20 protein-coding genes are annotated in these 20209 nt (G+C 65.8%); 10 read left to right on the forward strand and 10 right to left on the reverse strand.

Annotation, left to right across the window (positions count from 1 at the left end; genetic code table 11):
• Positions 1–308: 308 nt before the first annotated feature.
• The 6 genes from LZD57_RS22515 to LZD57_RS22540 all read right to left on the reverse strand — a co-directional run bounded on the left by LZD57_RS22515 (position 309) and on the right by LZD57_RS22540 (position 4417).
• Positions 309–758, reverse strand: a complete 450-nt coding sequence (locus tag LZD57_RS22515; protein WP_233721839.1) for a hypothetical protein — start codon at positions 756–758, stop codon at positions 309–311.
• Between the two features lie 184 nt (positions 759–942).
• Positions 943–1365 carry a 50S ribosomal protein L17 gene (gene rplQ / locus LZD57_RS22520; protein WP_233721840.1) on the reverse strand — a complete coding sequence of 141 codons (423 nt, stop codon included), beginning with the start codon at positions 1363–1365 and terminating at the stop codon, positions 943–945.
• 158 nt (positions 1366–1523) lie between these two features.
• Positions 1524–2561, reverse strand: a complete 1038-nt coding sequence (locus LZD57_RS22525) for a DNA-directed RNA polymerase subunit alpha (RefSeq protein WP_233721841.1) — start codon at positions 2559–2561, stop codon at positions 1524–1526.
• 205 nt (positions 2562–2766) lie between these two features.
• Positions 2767–3156, reverse strand: a complete 390-nt coding sequence (gene rpsK, locus LZD57_RS22530) for a 30S ribosomal protein S11 (protein ID WP_209595444.1) — start codon at positions 3154–3156, stop codon at positions 2767–2769.
• Between the two features lie 172 nt (positions 3157–3328).
• Complete coding sequence (rpsM, locus tag LZD57_RS22535; protein WP_233721842.1) at positions 3329–3697, reverse strand: 30S ribosomal protein S13; 369 nt, start codon at positions 3695–3697, stop codon at positions 3329–3331.
• 270 nt (positions 3698–3967) lie between these two features.
• Positions 3968–4417, reverse strand: a complete 450-nt coding sequence (locus tag LZD57_RS22540; protein ID WP_233721872.1) for a GatB/YqeY domain-containing protein — start codon at positions 4415–4417, stop codon at positions 3968–3970.
• A 337-nt stretch (positions 4418–4754) separates the two neighbouring features.
• On the opposite strand from LZD57_RS22540, the gene carA reads away from it, so the two are divergent.
• The 7 genes from carA (at position 4755) to LZD57_RS22575 (ending at position 12816) form a co-directional block, all read left to right on the forward strand.
• Positions 4755–5942, forward strand: a complete 1188-nt coding sequence (gene carA / locus LZD57_RS22545; RefSeq protein ID WP_233721843.1) for a glutamine-hydrolyzing carbamoyl-phosphate synthase small subunit — start codon at positions 4755–4757, stop codon at positions 5940–5942.
• Positions 5943–6580: 638 nt separating this feature from the next.
• Positions 6581–6850, forward strand: a complete 270-nt coding sequence (locus LZD57_RS22550) for a helix-turn-helix domain-containing protein (RefSeq protein ID WP_233721844.1) — start codon at positions 6581–6583, stop codon at positions 6848–6850.
• 218 nt (positions 6851–7068) lie between these two features.
• Positions 7069–10563: a carbamoyl-phosphate synthase large subunit gene (gene carB, locus LZD57_RS22555; protein WP_233721845.1), complete on the forward strand. Its 3495-nt coding sequence runs from the start codon at positions 7069–7071 to the stop codon at positions 10561–10563.
• A gap of 216 nt (positions 10564–10779) precedes the next feature.
• Entirely contained in the window at positions 10780–11253 is a 474-nt protein-coding gene (greA, locus tag LZD57_RS22560; protein WP_233721846.1) for a transcription elongation factor GreA, read from the forward strand.
• 34 nt (positions 11254–11287) lie between these two features.
• Positions 11288–11551, forward strand: coding sequence for a BrnT family toxin (locus LZD57_RS22565; RefSeq protein WP_233721847.1), 264 nt, complete (start codon positions 11288–11290; stop codon positions 11549–11551).
• Positions 11538–11753: a type II toxin-antitoxin system BrnA family antitoxin gene (brnA, locus tag LZD57_RS22570; protein WP_233721848.1), complete on the forward strand. Its 216-nt coding sequence runs from the start codon at positions 11538–11540 to the stop codon at positions 11751–11753. Before LZD57_RS22565 ends, brnA begins: the two co-directional genes overlap by 14 nt.
• A gap of 10 nt (positions 11754–11763) precedes the next feature.
• The gene (locus LZD57_RS22575; RefSeq protein WP_233721849.1) at positions 11764–12816 is read left to right on the forward strand and encodes a glycosyltransferase family 4 protein; all 1053 of its coding nucleotides are present in this window, start codon (positions 11764–11766) and stop codon (positions 12814–12816) included.
• Here LZD57_RS22575 and LZD57_RS22580 read toward each other — a convergent pair.
• Positions 12786–13649, reverse strand: a complete 864-nt coding sequence (locus LZD57_RS22580; RefSeq protein WP_233721850.1) for a glycosyltransferase family 25 protein — start codon at positions 13647–13649, stop codon at positions 12786–12788. The genes LZD57_RS22575 and LZD57_RS22580 overlap by 31 nt on opposite strands.
• A 14-nt stretch (positions 13650–13663) precedes the next feature.
• Positions 13664–15049, reverse strand: coding sequence for a TrkH family potassium uptake protein (locus LZD57_RS22585; protein ID WP_233721873.1), 1386 nt, complete (start codon positions 15047–15049; stop codon positions 13664–13666).
• Positions 15050–15316: 267 nt separating this feature from the next.
• On the opposite strand from LZD57_RS22585, the gene trxB reads away from it, so the two are divergent.
• The 3 genes from trxB (at position 15317) to LZD57_RS22600 (ending at position 18091) form a co-directional block, all read left to right on the forward strand.
• Positions 15317–16288: a thioredoxin-disulfide reductase gene (gene trxB / locus LZD57_RS22590; RefSeq protein ID WP_233721851.1), complete on the forward strand. Its 972-nt coding sequence runs from the start codon at positions 15317–15319 to the stop codon at positions 16286–16288.
• Positions 16289–16342: 54 nt separating this feature from the next.
• Positions 16343–17239, forward strand: a complete 897-nt coding sequence (locus LZD57_RS22595; protein WP_233721852.1) for a LysR family transcriptional regulator — start codon at positions 16343–16345, stop codon at positions 17237–17239.
• Positions 17240–17311: 72 nt separating this feature from the next.
• On the forward strand, positions 17312–18091 hold the full coding sequence (locus LZD57_RS22600; RefSeq protein ID WP_233721853.1) for a metallophosphoesterase: 780 nt from the start codon (positions 17312–17314) through the stop codon (positions 18089–18091).
• 5 nt (positions 18092–18096) lie between these two features.
• Here the strand turns inward: LZD57_RS22600 and LZD57_RS22605 are convergent, their stop codons facing one another.
• The gene (locus LZD57_RS22605; RefSeq protein ID WP_233721874.1) at positions 18097–19554 is read right to left on the reverse strand and encodes a B12-binding domain-containing radical SAM protein; all 1458 of its coding nucleotides are present in this window, start codon (positions 19552–19554) and stop codon (positions 18097–18099) included.
• A 116-nt stretch (positions 19555–19670) separates the two neighbouring features.
• On the reverse strand, positions 19671–20156 hold the full coding sequence (locus tag LZD57_RS22610) for an SRPBCC family protein (RefSeq protein ID WP_233721854.1): 486 nt from the start codon (positions 20154–20156) through the stop codon (positions 19671–19673).
• Positions 20157–20209 lie beyond the last annotated feature (53 nt).

The following is a 20209-nucleotide window of genomic DNA, read 5'->3' on the forward strand; positions in this document are numbered from 1 at the left end:
CCTTGAAGGCCGGGCTATGGTTCCGGCGCGGTCTCTTGCTCATCGTCTCTCCTGTTCACGGCCATCTTCGCCGTCTTCAGGCAGACATTCCACTCAGCCCGCTGTTCAAATTCGCCGAGCCACCTCTGGCCGAGCCCGGGATCGCGCAGGAAACCGTCATACGACGCATTCTGGATGGCAGTCGTGGAGATCGTTTAGAGCCTCACGCGCTAAGCTCGTGGACCATAATCTCCAAAGCTTCAGGTCATTCCCCGTCAGTCCCCAGACCGCAGTGACTTCCCGTGGAGACATCAGCTTACTAGGACTATTCAATCCTGGTCGGCGCCAACCAGCATTTCCTTCGATACTCCCCAATTCGTCGCAATCAGATCACGGCATGATTTCGCCAACCTGTGAGATCGACTGCTGAGGGAAATGTCGTCGCATCCCTGGGCGCCTTCGCCTTGCAGTTTGCGACCAAAGCACACCATGTGGCTCTCGACTAAATTGCCTTCGACGACACTCAGTGGCCCATAATAGAGCACCCAAAAGCGATCCACCGCCTGTTGGCGAGTTGGATCGGCATCCGGCTTGCTAGCGATTGTCGCAGTCACCGTACTGGCTTCCAGACAAAGCTCCATTTGCTTCTCGAGGAATGGTCTCTTCGCGTCCATCTCATAGGTTTGATTGAATTGATGTATGGATACCGCGACACCCACGAGAGCTACGACCACCCCCAAAGCTTTCGCCCAGCTCTCCAATCGTTGTGACGATGACATAGCCTGTTCCTCCGCGACATCGATTCACAACCCTGAATAGCGGAATTACTTGAGTATGTCGAATGCGGCCTGTTCCAGACCCTATTGAAGCGTCGGCGCCACTACGGCAACCTCACGCAAGACGGACAAAAAAAGGGAGCCGAAGCCCCCCTTAGATCATTCACAAAACTTGGAAACTTGCGGCTCATGCCGCCTCTTCGTTGCCTTCGGCCTCGAGCCGGGCGCGGTCGGCCGCGCCGCGCGCATCCGGATCACGGTCGACGAATTCGATGACGGCGAGCGGGGCGTTGTCGCCGCGCCGGAAGCCGGCCTTGAGAACCCGGCAGTAGCCGCCGTTGCGCTCGGCATAGCGGGCCGCCAGCGTGTCGAACAGCTTGGCGGTGGCCGCAGCGTCCTGCAGGCGCGAGCCGGCGAGACGGCGGGCATGGAGGTCGCCGCGCTTGCCGAGGGTGATGAGCTTCTCGACGATCGGACGCAGGTCCTTGGCCTTGGGAAGCGTGGTGATGATCTGTTCGTGCTCGATCAGCGAGGCCGCCATGTTGGCGAACATCGCCTTGCGGTGGCTGGCGGTACGATTGAGCTTACGGCCGCGATTGGCGTGGCGCATGGGTCGGTTTCCTTGGTCGAAGAGCCGGCTTTCGCCGGGGGTCGGTATCTTTGCGTCCCTGCCGCGATGCGACAGGTCGCCGTGCCTTTGAATGATTCATGCCATGCCGGAGCATGGGATCGACCCGGCCGGTGACGAAACCGGCCGGGTCGCTCGTCTCAGTACTGGTCTTCGTAGCGCTTGGCGAGATCGTCGATGTTTTCCGGCGGCCAGGAGGGCACTTCCATACCGAGGTGCAGACCCATGGAGGCCAGGACTTCCTTGATCTCGTTCAAGGACTTGCGGCCGAAGTTCGGAGTGCGCAGCATCTCCGCCTCGGTCTTCTGGATGAGATCGCCGATATAGACGATGTTGTCGTTCTTCAGGCAGTTGGCCGAACGGACAGAAAGCTCCAGCTCGTCGACCTTCTTGAGCAGCGCCGGGTTGAAGGCGAGTTCGGCGATCTGCTCGTCGGCCACGCCGCCGGCGGCGCCCGGACGGACGTCGCGCTGCGGTTCCTCGAAGTTGACGAAGACCGAAAGCTGGTCCTGCAGGATGCGCGCCGCATAGGCGACGGCGTCCTCGCCGGAGATCGAGCCGTCCGTCTCGATCGTCATGGTCAGCTTGTCCTTGTTCAGGTCCTGACCCTCGCGGGTGTTCTCGACCTTGTAGGACACCTTCTTGACCGGCGAGAACAGGCTGTCGACCGGGATCAGGCCGATCGGCGCGTCCTCGGCGCGGTTCTGGTCCGCCGGGACGTAGCCCTTGCCGGTATTGACCGTGAACTCCATGCGGATCTCCGCGCCCTCGTCGAGGGTGCAGATCTCGTGCTCGGGGTTCAGGACCTCGATGTCTCCGACCGTCTGGATGTCGCCCGCCTTGACGACGCCCGGGCCGGACTTGCGCACGACCATGCGCTTCGGCCCCTCGCCCTGCATGGAGATGTTGATCTCCTTGACGTTCAGGACGATGTCGGTGACGTCCTCGCGGACGCCCGGGATCGAGGAGAATTCATGCAGGACGCCGTCGATCTGCACGGCCGTGACCGACGCGCCGCGCAGCGACGACAGAAGGACGCGGCGCAGCGCGTTGCCGAGCGTCAGGCCGAAGCCGCGCTCGAGCGGCTCGGCGACGAGCGTCGCCTTGGTCCGGCTGTTCTCGTTCTTGAAGACAAGCTGGTTCGGCTTCGTCAGCTCTTGCCAGTTGCTGGAAATCATCGGGGATGCCTCTCAGTTTCCTCGCCACCATCCAATCGTGGCGATAGGTCTGATGCCGGTGTGCCGCCGGCGCGCGCCGGCAGGGCCTTCCGGAAACTCGAACAGCGGAGCGCTTCGCGCCCCGCCCTTGCACTGGCCGCATGACGGCCGGGTCCTCACCACGCGAAAGGGCGCGGCCCTCGGGCGCGCCATCCGCGGGACGGTGTCAGACGCGGCGCTTCTTGCGCGGCCGAACGCCGTTGTGCGGGATCGGCGTCACGTCACGGATCGAGGTGATGGTGAAGCCCGCCGACTGCAGGGCGCGCAGCGCCGATTCGCGGCCCGAACCGGGGCCGCAGACCTCGACCTCGAGCGTCCGCATGCCGTGCTCCTGCGCCTTCTTGGCGCAATCCTCGGCGGCGATCTGTGCCGCGAAGGGGGTCGACTTGCGCGAGCCCTTGAAGCCCTGCGCACCGGCCGAAGACCAGGCGATCGCGTTGCCCTGGGCGTCGGTGATGGTGATCAGCGTGTTGTTGAAGGTCGAGTTGACGTGCGCCACACCCGACGAAATGTTCTTGCGCTCGCGGCGGCGAACGCGCTGGACTTCCTTGGCCATTCAGACTTCCTGTTCGATCTCGACACCGCCGTAATTCCGGCGGCTCCACCTGCGCTGCCAGCGGGCAGCGCGACATTGGGAGCGGGCATGACGAAGCCAAGCATGGCGACCGCACCCGTTCCCGAACGAAAGCGGGCGCACAGCAAACGCCGGCGCCCGACCTCGTAAAAGCTTACTTCTTCTTGCCGGCGATCGCCTTGGCCGGACCCTTGCGGGTGCGGGCATTGGTGTGGGTGCGCTGACCCCGGACCGGCAGGCCGCGGCGATGACGCAGGCCGCGGTAGCAGCCGAGATCCATCAGCCGCTTGATGTTCATCGCGGTCTCGCGGCGCAGATCGCCCTCGACCTGATAGTCGCGGTCGATGATCTCGCGGATCTGCAGCACTTCGGCGTCGCTGAGGTCGTTGACGCGACGATCCTCGGTGAGGTTCGCCTTCGTCATGATCTCGCGGGCAAAGGACGGACCGATGCCGTGGATGTACTGCAGCGCGATCACAGCGCGCTTGCCGGATGGAATGTTGACGCCAGCGATACGGGCCACGTCGCTTCTCCTACAATGTCATGGCAGGCCGTCGAGCCCGCTTTCCTGTTGGGCAATGCGCCCGATCGTTCACGCGGGGCTTTTATGGCCGAAAACAGCCGGCCGGTCCTCGTTGGAGCCCCGTGCCAGCCGCAAAAATCGCGAATGGGCTGCGTATAGGGAGTCGCGGCGGGCAAGTCAACCGGCACGACGAGCGCGCGACGGGGCCGAGAGCAGCCGTTTCCGCCCGCTTCGCGCGATCTTGCGCAAGCCGTGGCAGACTCGGCGCCGTCAGCGCAAGAGGCCCTTCACCACGGTCGAGGCCTTGCCGAAATCCATCTTGCCGGGATAGCGCTCCTTGAGCTTGTTCATGCAGCGGCCGACGTCGCGCAGGCTCTTCGATTCGGTGTCCTCGACGGCCTTGCGGCAGGCCAGCTCGATCTCTCCGTTGTCGAGCTGCGGCGGCAGGAACTCGCGAATGATGGCGATTTCCTCGCGCTCCTGCTCGGCCAGTTCCAGACGACCGTTGTCCTCGTAGGTGCGCGCCGATTCCTCGCGCTGCCTGATCATCTTGTCCAGGATGTGCAGCACCTCCTCCTGGCTCACCGGGTCGCGGCCGGCGCTGCGATTGGCGACGTCGCGGTCCTTGATGGCGGCGGTGATCAGCCGCAACGTGCTGATGCGGCGTTTGTCCTGCTGTTTGACTGCGGCGTTGAGAGCGTCGGAGAGATGCTCGCGCATGGTGCCTGACTTTCGAGTTCGATTGACGGCGCGCTCATCGAGCGCGCTGGCGTTGACGTAGTGCAATACCTGTAGAGGCCGGACGTAAAGGTCGAATCGCGTTTCGAGCCGCGCTACGCTGTGAACGAAACGGGGAGATGTCGCCTGTTTGCATCGGGCCCGCCGGGATCGATCCGGCCCTCGACGCTCTTGCTCGTCGGCACCGGCTGCATGTAAAGACGCCCACGACTTTGCGCAAGATGTCTTGCCTCCGCCTGACGCGCACCTGATATGGGCGTGCGACGGGGCGCGCCGCGCCGCACCCGCTTGCAACATCAGCATCCCGAAAGGAACGATCATGACCGGCGAAGCCTGGACCGAGCGCAGGACGACGGCAGTGCTCGTCCTTGCCGATGGAACGGTGATCGAGGGATTCGGCGTCGGCGCCGAAGGGGCGGTCGAAGGCGAGGTCTGCTTCAACACCGCCCTCACCGGCTATCAGGAAATCCTCACCGATCCGTCCTATGCCAGACAGATCGTCACCTTCACCTTCCCGCATGTCGGCAATGTCGGCGCCAATCCCGACGATCACGAGGACCTGACGCCGGCCAATTCCTTCGGCGCCGTCGGCGCGATCTTCCGGGCCGACGTCACCGCTCCGTCGAACTACCGCTCCGCCGGCCATCTCGACGCCTGGCTGAAGACCCGGGGCGTCGTCGGCCTGTCCGGCGTCGACACGCGGGCGCTGACCGCCTGGATCCGCGACAACGGCATGCCCAACGCCGTCATCGCCCATTCCGAGGCCGGCGAGTTCGACCTCGAGGCCTTGAAGGCGCGGGCGAGGGCCTGGCCGGGCCTCGTCGGCCTCGATCTCGCCAGGGAGGTCGCCGTCGGCCAGTCGGCGGTCTGGAAGGAAACGCCGTGGATCTGGGACGCCGGCTATGCCGAAATGGCCGAGCCCCGCTACAGGATCGTCGCCATCGACTACGGCACCAAGCGCAACATCCTCCGGCTGATGTGCGGCCACGGCGCCGAGGTGATCGTCATGCCGCCGACCGCCAGCGCGGAAGAGATCCTCGCCCACCGGCCGGATGGCGTGTTCCTGTCCAACGGCCCGGGCGATCCGGCGGCGACCGGCGAATATGCCGTCCCGACGATCCGCAAGCTGATCGAAGCCGACGTGCCGCTGTTCGGCATCTGCCTCGGCCATCAGCTGCTGGCCCTGGCGCTGGGCGCCAAGACCGAGAAGATGCATCAGGGCCACCACGGCGCCAATCATCCGGTCAAGGACTACACCACGAACAAGGTCGAGATCGTCTCGATGAACCACGGCTTCGCCGTCGCCGCCGACAGCCTGCCGGCCGGGGTCGAGGAGACCCACCGCTCGCTCTTCGACGGAACGAATTGCGGCCTGCGGCTCGCCGGAAAGCCGGTCTTCTCGGTGCAGCATCACCCCGAAGCCTCGCCCGGCCCGCAGGACAGCCATTACCTGTTCCAGCGCTTCTTCGACCTCATTGAGGAGAGCCGGTCGAAAAAGGCCGCCTGACCCCGGGAGGCAATCTCCCTCGTCGCCTCGACGACGCCTGCCGACCAATGCGAAACCGGCGCCGGAGAAACCTCTCCGGCGCCGGTTTCGCATTGTCGCATGTCGTGTCCGGAATCGCCGTCAGGCAAACCGGAACAGCCTCATCGTCCGCTTCCAAAACGACTTGATGCCGCAGCTGAACGTCGCATGACGATGCAGATCGTCCCGCCCGCGATCACCGCCGTAAGAAGAGCGGCCGACCAGAATATCCGCCAACATGGCAGCTCACCCTTTCTCCGTTGCCCCAACTTGACCGACGATACGATCGAAAACCTGCGCGAGCATTAATTCGCCGTTCGTCATGAGGGTAGAATGTGCACGTTGTGCACCCCCGTCAAGCGATTTTTGCGCACTGTGTGCGCCGAATTCTATGCACACAGTGCGTATTCGCCCGTGCCGGGAGAGCGTTTCCGGAAGCGGGAATCAGGCTGAATCGCTTATGAGGCAGGGATCCGAGCCCAGGTACCTTGCCGGAATGGCGTCACGGCGACTGCACGATGCCGTCGGCCCGGCGGCGAAGTCACGGTGACGTGACATGCTCGCGAAGTCCTGCTTTGGTGCGCCGCAGGCAATGCATCGGCAACCGCGTCGAGAGTGACATGACCCCCGAAGCCTTCAAGGACTGGCGCAAGCGCCTCGGCCTCAAACAGAAGGAGGCGGCCGAGAAGCTCGGCCTGAAGAAGCGCGTCATCCAGTATTACGAAAAGGGTCACCGCGACGGAAAGACGGTGGAGATTCCGAAGAACGTCGAGCTCGCCTGCGTCGCGCTGGCGCTGGGCTACGAGGGGTACGACGCGGCGCTCCTGAAGGAGGCGCCCTCCTCCGCAGGACCGGCGGACGACGAAGCCGACGGGTCCGACGACGAATGACCAGCCCCGCCGCCCGCATGACCGCAGCACCATTCATCGCGAAGCCCGAGGGCAATCCTCCCCGCTCTGCCCGAAGCAATTCACCCTTTCCGTCCCCAGCCCCTTCCGTCCCCGGTCCACCTTCCCTATAAGCCGGCCTCAGCCTCATGATCGCCAGCCCGTCCGGCCGCCAGCCCTGCTGCGCGCCGGGGCTTTGGCATGCACCGGAAGACGACGCGATGCCCAAACGCACAGACCTGAAATCGATCCTCATCGTCGGCGCCGGCCCGATCATCATCGGCCAGGCCTGCGAGTTCGACTATTCGGGCACCCAGGCCTGCAAGGCGCTGCGCGAGGAAGGCTACCGGATCATCCTGGTCAATTCGAACCCGGCGACGATCATGACCGATCCCGATCTCGCCGACGCCACCTATGTCGAGCCGATCACGCCGGAGGTGGTGGCGAAGATCATCGCCAAGGAGCGGCCGGATGCGATCCTGCCGACCATGGGCGGGCAGACGGCGCTGAACACCGCCCTGTCGCTGCGGCGCATGGGGGTTCTGGAGAAATACGGCGTCGAGATGATCGGCGCCGATGCCGACGCCATCGACAAGGCCGAGGACCGCTCGCTGTTCCGCGAGGCGATGGCGAAGATCGGCCTCGAGACGCCGAAGTCGCGGCTCGCCAATGCCAGCGAGGCGAAGGCCGCCGACCGTGCCGCCCACGAGGAGAGGAAGGCGGCGCTCCGCCGCGAGATCGCCGATCCCGACGAGCGCGACGCCCGGCTGGAAGCGCTCGAGACCGAGTGGCAGCACGGCGAGGCCGAGCGCAAGCAGCGCTACATGGGCCGGGCGCTCGCCGCCGCGGCGGAAGCGCTGGAAGAGGTCGGCCTGCCGGCGATCATCCGCCCCTCCTTCACCCTCGGCGGCACCGGCGGCGGCATCGCCTACAACCGTTCGGAATTCTTCGAGATCATCGAGACCGGCCTCGACGCCTCGCCGACCACCGAGGTGTTGATCGAGGAATCGGTGCTCGGCTGGAAGGAGTTCGAGATGGAAGTCGTCCGCGACAGGGCGGACAACTGCATCATCGTCTGCTCGATCGAAAACGTCGATCCGATGGGCGTCCACACCGGCGATTCGATCACCGTCGCCCCGGCCCTGACGCTCACCGACAAGGAATATCAGGTGATGCGCAACGCCTCGATCGCGGTGTTGCGCGAGATCGGCGTCGAGACCGGCGGCTCCAACGTCCAGTTTGCGGTCAATCCGGAGACCGGCCGTCTCGTCGTCATCGAGATGAACCCGCGCGTCTCGCGCTCCTCGGCGCTGGCCTCCAAGGCCACCGGCTTCCCGATCGCCAAGGTCGCCGCCAAGCTCGCGGTCGGCTACACGCTCGACGAACTCGACAACGACATCACCGGCGGCGCGACGCCCGCCTCCTTCGAGCCGTCGATCGACTACGTCGTCACCAAGATCCCGCGCTTCGCCTTCGAGAAATTTCCCGGCGCCTCGCCGATCCTGACGACGGCGATGAAGTCCGTCGGCGAGGTCATGGCGATCGGCCGGACCTTCGCCGAATCCCTGCAGAAGGCCCTGCGCGGCCTCGAAACAGGGCTCACCGGCCTCGACGAGATCGAGATCCCCGGCCTCGGCGTCGACGACGACAAGAACGCCATCCGCGCCGCCATCGGCACGCCGACGCCCGACCGCCTGCGCATGGTCGCCCAGGCGATGCGCCTCGGCATGTCGATCGAGGACGTCCATGCCGGCTGCAAGATCGACCGCTGGTTCCTGGCGCAGCTGAAGGCGATCGTCGACACCGAGAAGAAGATCGCCGCCCTCGGCCTGCCGGAGGACGCGAGCAATCTGCGGCTCCTCAAGGCGATGGGCTTTTCCGACGCGCGGCTCGCCAGTCTGGCGAAGAAGCGGCCGAAGGAGGTCGCCGAGTTGCGCAACCGGCTGGGCGTCAAGCCCGTCTACAAGCGCATCGACACCTGCGCCGCCGAATTCGCCTCGCCGACGCCCTACATGTACTCGACCTACGAGCGGCCCTTCGCCGGCGCCCTGCGCACGGAAGCCGAGGTTTCGGACCGCAGGAAGGTCGTCATCCTCGGCGGCGGCCCGAACCGCATCGGCCAGGGCATCGAGTTCGACTATTGCTGCTGCCATGCCGCCTTCGCCCTCAAGGACGCGGGGCTGGAAGCGATCATGATCAACTGCAATCCCGAAACGGTCTCGACCGACTACGATACCTCGGACCGGCTGTATTTCGAGCCGCTGACCGCCGAGGACGTCATCGAGATCATGAAGGCCGAGCAGGAGCGCGGCGAACTCGTCGGCGTCATCGTCCAGTATGGCGGCCAGACCCCGCTGAAGCTCGCCGAGGCGCTGGAGAAGAACGGCATCCCGATTCTCGGCACCGCGCCCGACATGATCGACCTCGCCGAGGACCGCGACCGCTTCCAGAAGCTCCTGACCCGCCTCGACCTGAAGCAGCCGAACAACGGCATCGCCTTCTCCGTCGAGCAGGCCAGGCTCGTCGCCGCCGAGATCGGTTTCCCGCTTGTGGTGCGCCCGTCCTACGTCCTCGGCGGCCGGGCGATGCAGATCATCCATTCCGAGACGATGCTGCAGAGCTATCTGCTCGACACCGTGCCCGGGCTCGTGCCGGAGGACATCAAGCAGCGCTATCCGAACGACAAGACCGGCCAGATCAACACCCTGCTCGGCAAGAACCCGCTGCTCTTCGACAGTTACCTGACCGACGCCATCGAGGTCGACGTCGACTGTCTGTCGGACGGAACGGGCAGCTTCGTCGCCGGCATCATGGAGCACATCGAGGAAGCCGGCATCCATTCCGGCGATTCGGCCTGCTCGCTGCCGGTCCACTCCCTGTCGAAGGAGACGACCGACGAACTCGCCCGCCAGAGCGAGGCACTCGCCCGCTCGCTCCATGTCGGCGGCCTGATGAACGTCCAGTTCGCCATCAAGGACGGCGAGATCTACGTTCTCGAAGTCAATCCGCGCGCCTCGCGCACCGTCCCCTTCGTCGCCAAGACCGTCGGCCGCCCGATCGCCAAGATCGCCGCGCGCATCATGGCCGGCGAGAGTCTCGAATCCGCCTTCGACCGCTACGGCGGCAAGCCGGACACCCACAATGTCCGCCACATCGCCGTCAAGGAAGCGGTTTTCCCCTTCGCCCGCTTCCCCGGCGTCGACACGCTTCTCGGCCCGGAAATGCGCTCGACCGGCGAAGTGATGGGCCTCGACTACGACTACGCCCTCGCCTTCGCCAAGGCCCAGCTCGGCGCCGGCGTCGACCTGCCGCGCGAAGGCACGGTCTTCGTCTCGGTGAAGGATTCCGACAAGGAGCGCTGCCTGCCGGCGGTCCGCCGCCTCGCCGAGCTCGGCTTCCAGGTGCTGGCGACGGGGGGCACCCAGCGCTTCCTCGTCGAGAACGGCATCACGTCGACCAAGATCAACAAGGTGCTGGAAGGCCGCCCGCATATCGAGGACGCGATTCGCAACCGGCAGGTCCAGCTCGTCCTCAATACGACGGAGGGAGCGAAGGCGCTGTCGGACTCGCGCTCGCTGCGCCGCGCCGCGCTGATCCACAAGGTCCCGTACTACACCACCCTTGCGGGCATGGTCGCGGCTGCCGAAGCGATCGCTGCGCTGAAAAAGGGCAATCTTGAAGTTCGTCCGCTTCAGTCGTACTTTATTCCTGCCTGACGTTGTCGGGCGCCTGACGGACGGGCGTCTCGGGCAATCTCAATCGGTCCGACGCTTCAATGCTGGCCCAGAACGGCGAAGCCGTTCGGGGCTGGTTTCGTATTGTGCCGAGGGCGTCTTCCTCGGCTGAGTTTGTGCAGAACGACGTCGCCGAATGCGCGGGGTCCTTGAAAAATTGACTCCGCGCCGTGCGCGAAGTCCGGAAAGGTGGAGGCCATGGAAAAGGTCCCGATGACGAGTCGCGGTTTCGAGGCGCTGCGGGAAGAGCTGCGCCGTCGCCAACAGGAGGAGCGACCGCGGATCATTGCGGCGATCTCCGAGGCGCGCGCTCACGGCGACCTCTCCGAGAACGCCGAATATCATGCCGCCAAGGAAGCCCAGAGCCTCAACGAGGGCCGCATTTCCGAACTCGAAGACCTGACGGCCCGCGCCGAGGTGATCGACCTGTCGAAGATGTCCGGCGACCGGGTCAAGTTCGGCGCGACCGTCAAGCTCGTCGACGAGGACACCGAGGAAGAGAAGCGCTACCAGATCGTCGGCGATCAGGAAGCCGACGTGAAGCAGGGCAGGATCTCGATCTCCTCGCCCATCGCCCGCGCCCTCATCGGCAAGACCGAAGGCGACACCGTCGAAGTCGCCGCCCCCGGCGGCGCGCGCTCCTACGAGATCCTCGAGGTCAGCTGGCAGTAGGGTGCGGATCTTGTTTTGATGGACGCGGTCTTCCGTGGATTTTGAGTATGATCCCGAGAAGAGCGCGTCGAACAAGATCAAGCACGGCATCGATTTCGAGGAGGCCAAGCGCCTCTTCGACGATCCTGATCTTTTGGTGATCGAGGCAACGACGAGCGGCGAACGGCGCTACATGGCGATTGGCCGATTGCACGCTAGACACTGGACCGCCATCTTCACCCCGAGAGGCTCGAAGATAAGATTGATCTCGGTGAGGCGATCGAGACGGAGCGAGGTCGGGAATTATGAAAGCGCATGAGTTCGACAGGATCTTCGACGACGGCGGATCGGTCGACGAGGCGATCGACTGGACCACTGCGCGGCGGCCGAACCAACCAGCCACGCGCCTGTCGGTCGAATTGCCGCATCGCCTGTCGCAGGCGCTCGACCGAGAGGCGGAGCGCGTCGGCCTCACGCGGGAAGAAGTCATCCGTGCGCTGATCTCGGACCACCTCGCCTGACCTGACCCGATTGCCCGACCTCTCCACCATCACCGTCGTCGCGCCGAACTTCAAGCGCCGGCTCTCCGGCGTCACCTCGACGATCGTCCAGCTCGTGCCCCTCCAGGCCCGGTCCATCGGCATCGCCACCCTCGGTCCGGGCCTCCCGAAGTCGCTGCCGAGACTCGGGTGGCGCGACCTGCCGAAACTCTGGCGCCGGCCGGAGGGACGGCCGTTCCGCATCTGGCACGCCCGCCGCAACCCCGAAATGCTGGCGGGCGTCGTTCTGCGTGACGTGCTGCGCATGCCGCTCCGGCTTCTCTTCACCTCCGCCGCCCAGCGCCACCACACCGCCTGGACCCGTTTCCTGATCTCCCGCATGGACGCGGTCGTGGCCACCAGCGAGCGCAGCCGAGCCTTTCTGAAGGTTCCGTCGCGGGTGGTCATGCACGGGATCGACTGCGAGTGGTTTCGCCCGGACGGTCCGATGCCCTCGGGCCCGCTTGCCGAGCGCCTCGCCGGCCGCAAGATCGTCGGCTGCTCCGGCCGCATCCGTCACCAGAAGGGCACCGACCTCTTCGTCGAGGCGATGATCGCCCTCCTGCCAGGGCATCCGGACTGGTCCGCCGTCGTCACCGGCCGCGCCACGTCCGAAAACGAGACCTTCGCCGCCGACCTCGAACGGCGGATCGAAGCCGCAGGCCTTGCCGAGCGCATCCTGTTCGCCGGCGAGGTCGAGGACATCTCGGCCTGGTTCCGCCGCTTCGACCTCTACGTCGCTCCCCCCCGCAACGAGGGATTCGGCCTCACTCCGCTGGAAGCCATGGCGAGTGCGACGCCGGTCGTCGCCAGTGACGCCGGCGCCTTCGCCGAACTGATCGTCGAAGGCGTGACCGGACGGATCGTTCCGACAGGCGAGGCGGGCGCCCTCGCCTCCGCGATTGAACCCTATCTGTCGGACGACGCCGTGCGCCTCGCCGCGGGTGCGGCGGGGCTCGACCATGTCAGGCGGAACTTTCCCCTGGAGCGGGAGGCCGGCGAATTGCGCGCCGTCTACGAGGCGCTCTGGTCCGCCGCCGCGTAGCGCCGCGTCTCGGCGGCGAGCGCTTCGCGCGAAATCGGCAGCAGCGGCGCGAACGCCTCCCCGTCGAAGGCCGCAGGCCGGAACTCGACGTCGCCGAGCCGCCGCAGATTGACCGTCGCAAGCCGCAGCTGCGTGCGCAGGCGCCGGGCGAAATAGCCGAGGTTCTTCGTCGAAAGCGGCAGTCGCTTGCGCGGCTGATGGATCGAGGTCTGGGTCGACAGGCCGACGTCGAAGCCGCGCTCTTCGAGGAGATGCACTTGCATCGTCGCCGCCGGCTCCACCTGGGCTGTCCTCAGCCGGCAGACCGCGAACATGTAGGCGTCGACCGGCGCCGTCCGGGCCTCGGCGGTTGCCAAGAGCCGACGGGCACCCCCCTGGGAAACGTAGTAGGCGCCGGCGCCCGATTTTTCCCGCACGAGCTCGGTCAGCCGCAGCCGACTCATCCCCTTCGTCCGGTGCCTCGCGAAGAACTTCCGCCGGCCGACCGTCTCGAAGTTGACGAGATCGTAGCCGCTCGCCGCGACGCTTTCGGCCGCCGCGACGAAATGTGTGGAAAACACCGTGTCGTCCTCGAGGACGATCAGCCCCCCGGGGCGTTCCGACGCGATCTCCCACAGCGCCCGGTGGGAGAGGAACGCCGCCAGTTCCGGCCGGGTGATCGGCCGCTCCCATCGGGTCGAAAGTCGGGCGAAGGCGGCATCGTCGACGGTCGTCGCGTCGATCGCCGCAAACCGGGTCAGGGCGATACCCAGCGCCCTCGCCTGCACCTCCATCAGCGCCCGCCGCTGCGGCGCCCGGTCGAGGTTGATGTAGAAGATCTCGGGACGGGACACCGGCTCCCTCGCGCTCAATCGATCCAGACGGACGGGAACAGCAGGATCAGCACCGTCACCAGTTCGAGCCGGCCGAGCAGCATGGCCGCCGACAGGACCCACAGGGCGGGATCGGGCAGGGTCGAGAAATTGCCCGCCGGCCCGATGACCTGGCCGAAGCCGGGGCCGACATTGGCCAGCGCCGTCAGCGTGCCGGAAAAGGCGGTGATCAGGTCGAGCCCGAAGACCGTCAGCACCACCGTCCCCATCAACAGCGTCCCGAAGAACAGGAAGAAGAAGATCGTGACGGTCTGGATGGTCTGGGCGCTGATGTCGTCGTTGCCGTATTTCAGCCGGATGATCGCGTGCGGCCGGACCAGTCGGCGAAAGCTCGCCCTGACCACCAGATAGAGGACGACGAGGCGGTTCGCCTTGATGCCGCCCGCCGTCGAGCCGGCGCAGCCGCCGAGAAAGGACGCGAGAAAGAAGATGCCGATCGCCGCGTTCGACCAGAGCGTATAGTCCTCGGAGGCATAGCCGGTGGTGGTGATCACCGAGACGAGGTTGAAGGTGGAGGAAACCAGCGCCTCGCCGAACGGCGTGTCGTTGATGATTCGCCGGGTCACCGCGATGGCGAAGCTGAGGACCGCGCAGATGACCAGGAAGACCAGGATCTGCGGATCGCGCCAGAGCTGGAAGCGCCGCGGCAGGAAGGCGCGGACATAGACGACGAAGGGCAGCGCCGCGAGCACCATGAAGACCGTCGCCGCCATCAGGATGCGGTTGTCGTCGAAATAGCCCATCGAGGCGTCGTGGGTGGAATAGCCGCCCGTCGCCATCGTCGACATCGCATGGTTGGTCGCATCGAAAAGCGTCATGCCGAGCGAGGTGTAGGCGATGGCGCACATCAGCGTCAGCGCCACATAGGCGGCGATCAGCCCGCCGGTCAGCTGGTTCACCCGCGGCAGCACCTTGTCCGACTTGTCGGAGCTTTCCATGTGGAACAGCGCGAGGCCGCCGGCCTGCAGCGACGGCAGGACGAGCAGCACCATGCCGATGATCCCGATGCCGCCCAGCCACTGCAGCAGCGAGCGCCACAGGAGGATGCCGCGCGGCAGCGTGTCGAGGCCGGAGATCACCGTCGAGCCGGTGGTCGTCAGCCCCGACATCGATTCGAAGATGGCGCCGGCGAAGCTGACGTTGACGGAGGAGAAATAGATCGGCAGCGAGCCGATCAGGCAGGCGGCGAGCCATACCGTGGTGACCAGCAGGAAGCCGAGCTTCTGGGTGAATTGCGGCCGCTCGCCGCGGGTGGCGACGGCGATCAGGGCGCAGACGACGCCGACGAGAAAGCCGGTTCCGACGAAGACCCGGAAGTCGTCGTTCTGGTCGGCGAGGTCGGTCAGCGCCGGCAGGAGCATGGCAAAGGCGAGGCCGAGACCGAAGATCGACGTGACGTGGGCGATCGTCCTGAAAATGTCATGCTCTCCGAATGCTGGCGACACCCTCGAAGGGCCCGTCGAACCGGTTTTCTAGTGCTTCCCCGCAGCGACGGCAATTCGCCCTCGCCCGCCGGCTGCGGCTTCCTCCGGCCCTGTTGCCGCCATGTTGCAGCACGGGAAGGCCTCGTCTATTGAACCACAATAACCCCGATGCCATTTGCTAGGCGCATTGCTCGCGAGGCCGCCATGTCCGATCGTCACGCCAACGTCATCATTCTGGGTTCCGGCCCGGCCGGCTACACCGCCGCGATCTATGCGGCGCGCGCGATGATGAAGCCTTTGATCGTCGCCGGCCTGCAGGAGGGCGGCCAGCTCACCATCACCACCGACGTCGAGAACTATCCCGGCTTCGCCGAGCCCGTGCAGGGCCCGTGGATGATGGAGCAGATGAAGGCTCAGGCCCTCAACGTCGGCGCCGAGATGGCGAACGACATCATCGTCGAGGCCGATCTGAAGCAGCGCCCGTTCCGTCTCACCGGCGACTCGGGCACGGTCTACACGTGCGACGCCCTGGTCATCGCGACAGGGGCCCAGGCCAAGTGGCTCGGCCTCGACAGCGAGGAGAAGTTCCAGGGCTTCGGCGTCTCGGCCTGCGCCACCTGCGACGGCTTCTTCTACCGCGGCAAGGAGGTCGTCGTGGTCGGCGGCGGCAACACCGCCGTCGAGGAGGCGCTCTATCTCTCGCACATCGCCGGCAAGGTCACCCTCGTCCACCGCCGCGACGAACTGCGCGCCGAGCGCATCCTGCAGGAGCGGCTCTTCGCCAGCGAGAACGTCGAGGTCCTGTGGGACACCGCGGTCGAGGAAGTCGTCGGCGTCGAAAAGCCGATGAAGTCGGTCAACGGCGTCAGGCTGAAGAACATGAAGACGGGCGAGGTGACGGAAAAGTCCGTCGACGGCGTCTTCGTGGCGATCGGCCATGCCCCGGCGGTCGAACTCTTCGTCGGTCAGTTGAAGCAGAAGCCCTCGGGCTATCTGTGGGTGGAGCCCGGTACGACGCGCACTTCGCTCGAAGGCGTCTTCGCCGCCGGCGACGTCGCCGACGACGTCTACCGTCAGGCGGTGACGGCGGCCGGAATGGGATGCATGGCCGCGCTGGAAGCCGAAAAATGGCTTGCCGAGCAGGCTCTGTCCGACGCGCGAGAAGCCGCCGAATAGGCACCGATCCCCCTTCCGGCACAGTCTGCCGGATCGCTTGAAGGACCAACCCCGATGGCCCTCGACTGGGACAAGCTGCGGATCTTCCACGCAGCGGCCGAAGCCGGCTCGTTCACCCATGCGGCAGACGCGCTCAATCTCAGCCAGTCGGCCATCAGCCGCCAGGTGGCGGCGCTGGAAAACGAGATCGGCGTGCCGCTGTTTCATCGGCATGCTCGCGGCCTCGTCCTGTCGGAGCAGGGCGAACTCCTGTTCCAGACGGCCAACGACGTCCTGAAGCGGCTCGAAACGGTGCGCATGCAGCTCACCGAGACGAAGGAAAAGCCGACCGGCAAGCTGCGCGTCACCACCACCGTCGGCCTCGGCTCCGGCTGGCTGACCGAGCGCGCCCGGGAGTTTCTCGAGCTCTACCCCGATCTCGAACTCCAGCTCGTCTTCGACAACGAGGAGATCGACCTGACGATGCGCAAGGCGGACGCGGCGATCCGCCTGCGCCAACCCCAGCAGCCGGACCTCATCCAGCGGCGGCTGTTCACCGTGCATCTCCACGTCTATGCGGCGCCCGCCTATCTCGCCCGGTTCGGCACGCCGGAGACCCTCGACGATCTCGATCAGCACCGGATCATCACCTTCGGCGAGCCGGCCCCGAACTATCTGCGCAATCTCAACACGCTGGAGACCGTCGGCCTGCCGGAGGGCAAGAGCCGCAGCCCGATCCTCCAGATCAACAATCTGATGGCCATCCGCTCGGCCATCGAGAGCGGCACCGGCATCGCGCTCCTGCCGGACTACATGATCGACAAGCGATCGAAGCTGGTCCAGGTGCTGCCCGAGATGGAAATGCCGACCTTCGACACCTATCTCTGCTATACCGAGCAGATGCGCAGCGCCGCCAAGCTGAAGGTCTTCCGCGACTTTCTGATTTCGAAGGCCCGCACCTGGGCCTATTGAGGACGGCACTCCATCGCCGATCGCACAGCCGGTCCCGACGCCTCCTCCCACACGATTTCGAAGGCGGAGACATTGTCGAACGAACCGAGCGAAATCGTCGCCATCGGCGACGTCCACGGCGAGAGCGAACTGTTCCGGCGTTTCCTCGACGGCGTCGACCGTCTGGCGTCGCAGCGCGGCGTGCGGCCGGCGGTCTACATGCTCGGCGATCTCGTCGATCGCGGCGAGGACAGCCGAGGCGCCCTGGAGATCGCCGACGAGGTGCTCTCGCACTGGCCGGACTCGAAGCTCCTCCTCGGCAATCACGACGAATGGCTGCTGCGCTTCTTGAAGAACGAGCTTTCGCTGGAGGAGGTTTTCCACTGGCTGGATCAGGGCGGCGCGGAGACGCTGGCCTCTTATGGTTTCAGCATCACCGAGACGCAACCCGACGAGATCCGCCGCACCATCGTCGAACGGTGGCCCGCCCATGTGCATCGGCTCACCGAAGCCTCCTTCATCGAATTCGCCGGTCCCTTCGCCTTCGTCCATGCCGGCGTCGATCCGGCCCACCCGCTCGATCGTCAGCGTCCGCACGACTGCATCTGGATTCGCGCGCCGTTCATGAACCATGTCGGCCGCCTCAGCCACGTCGTCCTGCACGGCCACACGCCGCAGAAGGCCAGCCTTCCGACCGTCACCGAAAATCGCCTCTCCCTCGACACCGGCGCGGTCTTCACCGGCTGCCTGACGGGCGCGTGGGTCGACACCCGCAGCGGCACCATGGAATGCTGGCAGGCGGTGCACGGTCACGACCTTGCCCGGATCGAGCCGAAGCGACTCGACCGCGGCCTCGGCACGGCGATGGACTGACGGCCTCAGGCCGATCGGGCCGGAGCGCTGAGCGCCGGCGGAGACGCGCTCGCGCCGGTGCCCGTGCCATTTTCCGGATCGAGACGTCCTTCGTCGCCGGAGGTGCCCCGCGTCACCTTCGAGAGCACGGCCTCGAGCAACGGCGTCATCACGCCGAGACGCTGCGCCTTGATCACCAGGTCCCAGAGCGGCTCGAACTTCTTCCAACCGGCCGCATAGAAGAAGTGCTTGGCCCGGTGTCTGGCGCCGTCATGGCCGGTGGCGGCCCGGACGATGTTCCGCCAGCCGTAGAAGTCCCGATACGCCTTGTCGTAACCCGCCTCGAGTTCGTCCGGCGTCAGCCGCGCGGGTTCGTAGACGACGTGCCGCGTGTCGTAGAGGTCCCAGTCGCGGGTGGTGATCCGCCCGGCCCGCTCCATCGCCGCGAACAGCCGGGTGCCGGGATAGGGCGTCTGGATATGGAAGGTCGCCGTGGTGATGCCGTGCTCGACCGCCCAGTCCACCGTCCTGTCGAAGACGTCGGCGTCGTCGGCATCCATGCCGAAGACGAACGAGCCGTTGATCATGATGCCGAGATCGCTGAGCCGCTTGGCGACGGCCGCATAGTCCTTGGCGAGGTTCTGCGTCTTGTTGCTGGCGGCGAGATTGGCCGGGTCGAAGGTCTCGAAGCCGACGAAAAGGCTGCGCAGCCCCGCCTCGGCCGCCCGTTCGATGAGATCGCCCCTGAGGATGCTGTCGACGGTCGCCGCCCCCTGGAACAGCCGGCCCATTCCCGTCAGCCCGGCGAAGAGTTCGCGCGCGAAGGTCGGGCTGCCGAGCAGATGGTCGTCGAGAAAATAGAGGTGCCGGCCGGGAAGTCGCTCGATCTCGGCCAAAGCTTCGTCGACGCGCTGGGTGTAGAAGGAGCGCCCGCCGCCGAAGAACGCGTCCTTGTAGCAGAAGTCGCAATGCTGCGGGCAGCCGCGCGTCACGACGATCGAGTTCGGCACGAGATAGCGGTTGCGCTTGATCAGGTCGCGGCGGACCGGCGGCAGGCCGCGGATGGAGCGCTTGCCGCGCGAGACGTATCGCGGCTTCGGCGATCCGGCCCGAAGATCGGCCAGGAATTGCGGGAAGGTGTCCTCGCCGGGCCCGAGAAAGATCGTGTCGGCATGCCGTTCAGCCTCGTCCGGCAGCGACGTCACGTGCAGTCCGCCGAGGACCACGCGGCACCCCTTCGCCCGGTAGCGATCGGCGATCGCGTAGGCGCGATAGGCGTTGGTGACGTAGACCTGAATGACGACGAGATCGGGCGTGTCGTCGAGCCGGAGAACCTCGACATGGTCGTCGACGAGTTCGACCGTGTCGTCGTCCCCGAGGAAAGCCGCCAGCGTGGCGAGCCCGAGCGGCGGGAACAGCGAGTATTTGATCGGACGAAAGAGCGGGCTCTTCGCCTCCGTCAAAGCCGGCAGGATCAGTTTCACCTTCAAGAGCACCTCCCGTCACGAGGTCTCGAGGAGCGCTCGAAAGGCGATATCCGGTCCGGACCGGCGTGCGGGCGAACGCCGCCCGCACGCCGCATGTCCCTGCCCGGCCGGTGCTACATCGCGCCGGCCTTTTCCTTCAGCGACGACAGGCCGGCATCGTAGATCCCGCCGATGACGTTCGACGCCTCTTCGTCGCTGGCGCCAGCCGCGTCGAACGTCCCGGACCAGCTGACCGTCGAGCCCTCGCCCGAGCCGGTGACGCTGATCGTCGACTTGTAGTTCGCGACCGGCAGCGGGCCTTCGAGAATCGCGTAGGTGTAGCTCATCGCGCCCTCGTCGCGGGAAACCTCTTCTTCGACGAGGGCCGCGCCGTCCGGCAGCGTCAGGGTCCGGACGTTCTTGTCGCCGTCCTTCGACAGCTCGCATTTCGTCACCGCCGGGTGCCAGGTCTCGATGTCGCAGAACGTCCCGATCATCTGCCACACCGCCGCGGGCGCCGCCTCGATGTCGACCGACTTGGAGACCTCGATGGCGAGGGACGGCGTTGCAACGAATGCTCCGGCCACGGCCAGGCCGGCGAGTTTCGGCGAAAATGTCATGTGAATTCCTCCCACGCCCGCGTCAGGAATCCTGAACCCGGGACGGCATCGGG

This window comes from Jiella avicenniae (assembly GCF_021390325.1).
Taxonomy (GTDB): domain Bacteria; phylum Pseudomonadota; class Alphaproteobacteria; order Rhizobiales; family Rhizobiaceae; genus Jiella; species Jiella avicenniae.

Coding starts and splice junctions, on each gene's coding strand:
- LZD57_RS22515 (WP_233721839.1), bottom strand. CDS start 758: ATGTCATCGTCACAACGATTGGAGAGCTGGGCGAAAGCTTTGGGGGTG.
- rplQ (WP_233721840.1), bottom strand. CDS start 1,365: ATGCGCCACGCCAATCGCGGCCGTAAGCTCAATCGTACCGCCAGCCAC.
- LZD57_RS22525 (WP_233721841.1), bottom strand. CDS start 2,561: ATGATTTCCAGCAACTGGCAAGAGCTGACGAAGCCGAACCAGCTTGTC.
- rpsK (WP_209595444.1), bottom strand. CDS start 3,156: ATGGCCAAGGAAGTCCAGCGCGTTCGCCGCCGCGAGCGCAAGAACATT.
- LZD57_RS22540 (WP_233721872.1), bottom strand. CDS start 4,417: ATGCGCGAGCATCTCTCCGACGCTCTCAACGCCGCAGTCAAACAGCAG.
- carA (WP_233721843.1), top strand. CDS start 4,755: ATGACCGGCGAAGCCTGGACCGAGCGCAGGACGACGGCAGTGCTCGTC.
- LZD57_RS22550 (WP_233721844.1), top strand. CDS start 6,581: ATGACCCCCGAAGCCTTCAAGGACTGGCGCAAGCGCCTCGGCCTCAAA.
- carB (WP_233721845.1), top strand. CDS start 7,069: ATGCCCAAACGCACAGACCTGAAATCGATCCTCATCGTCGGCGCCGGC.
- greA (WP_233721846.1), top strand. CDS start 10,780: ATGGAAAAGGTCCCGATGACGAGTCGCGGTTTCGAGGCGCTGCGGGAA.
- brnA (WP_233721848.1), top strand. CDS start 11,538: ATGAAAGCGCATGAGTTCGACAGGATCTTCGACGACGGCGGATCGGTC.
- LZD57_RS22585 (WP_233721873.1), bottom strand. CDS start 15,049: ATGCTCCTGCCGGCGCTGACCGACCTCGCCGACCAGAACGACGACTTC.
- trxB (WP_233721851.1), top strand. CDS start 15,317: ATGTCCGATCGTCACGCCAACGTCATCATTCTGGGTTCCGGCCCGGCC.
- LZD57_RS22595 (WP_233721852.1), top strand. CDS start 16,343: ATGGCCCTCGACTGGGACAAGCTGCGGATCTTCCACGCAGCGGCCGAA.
- LZD57_RS22610 (WP_233721854.1), bottom strand. CDS start 20,156: ATGACATTTTCGCCGAAACTCGCCGGCCTGGCCGTGGCCGGAGCATTC.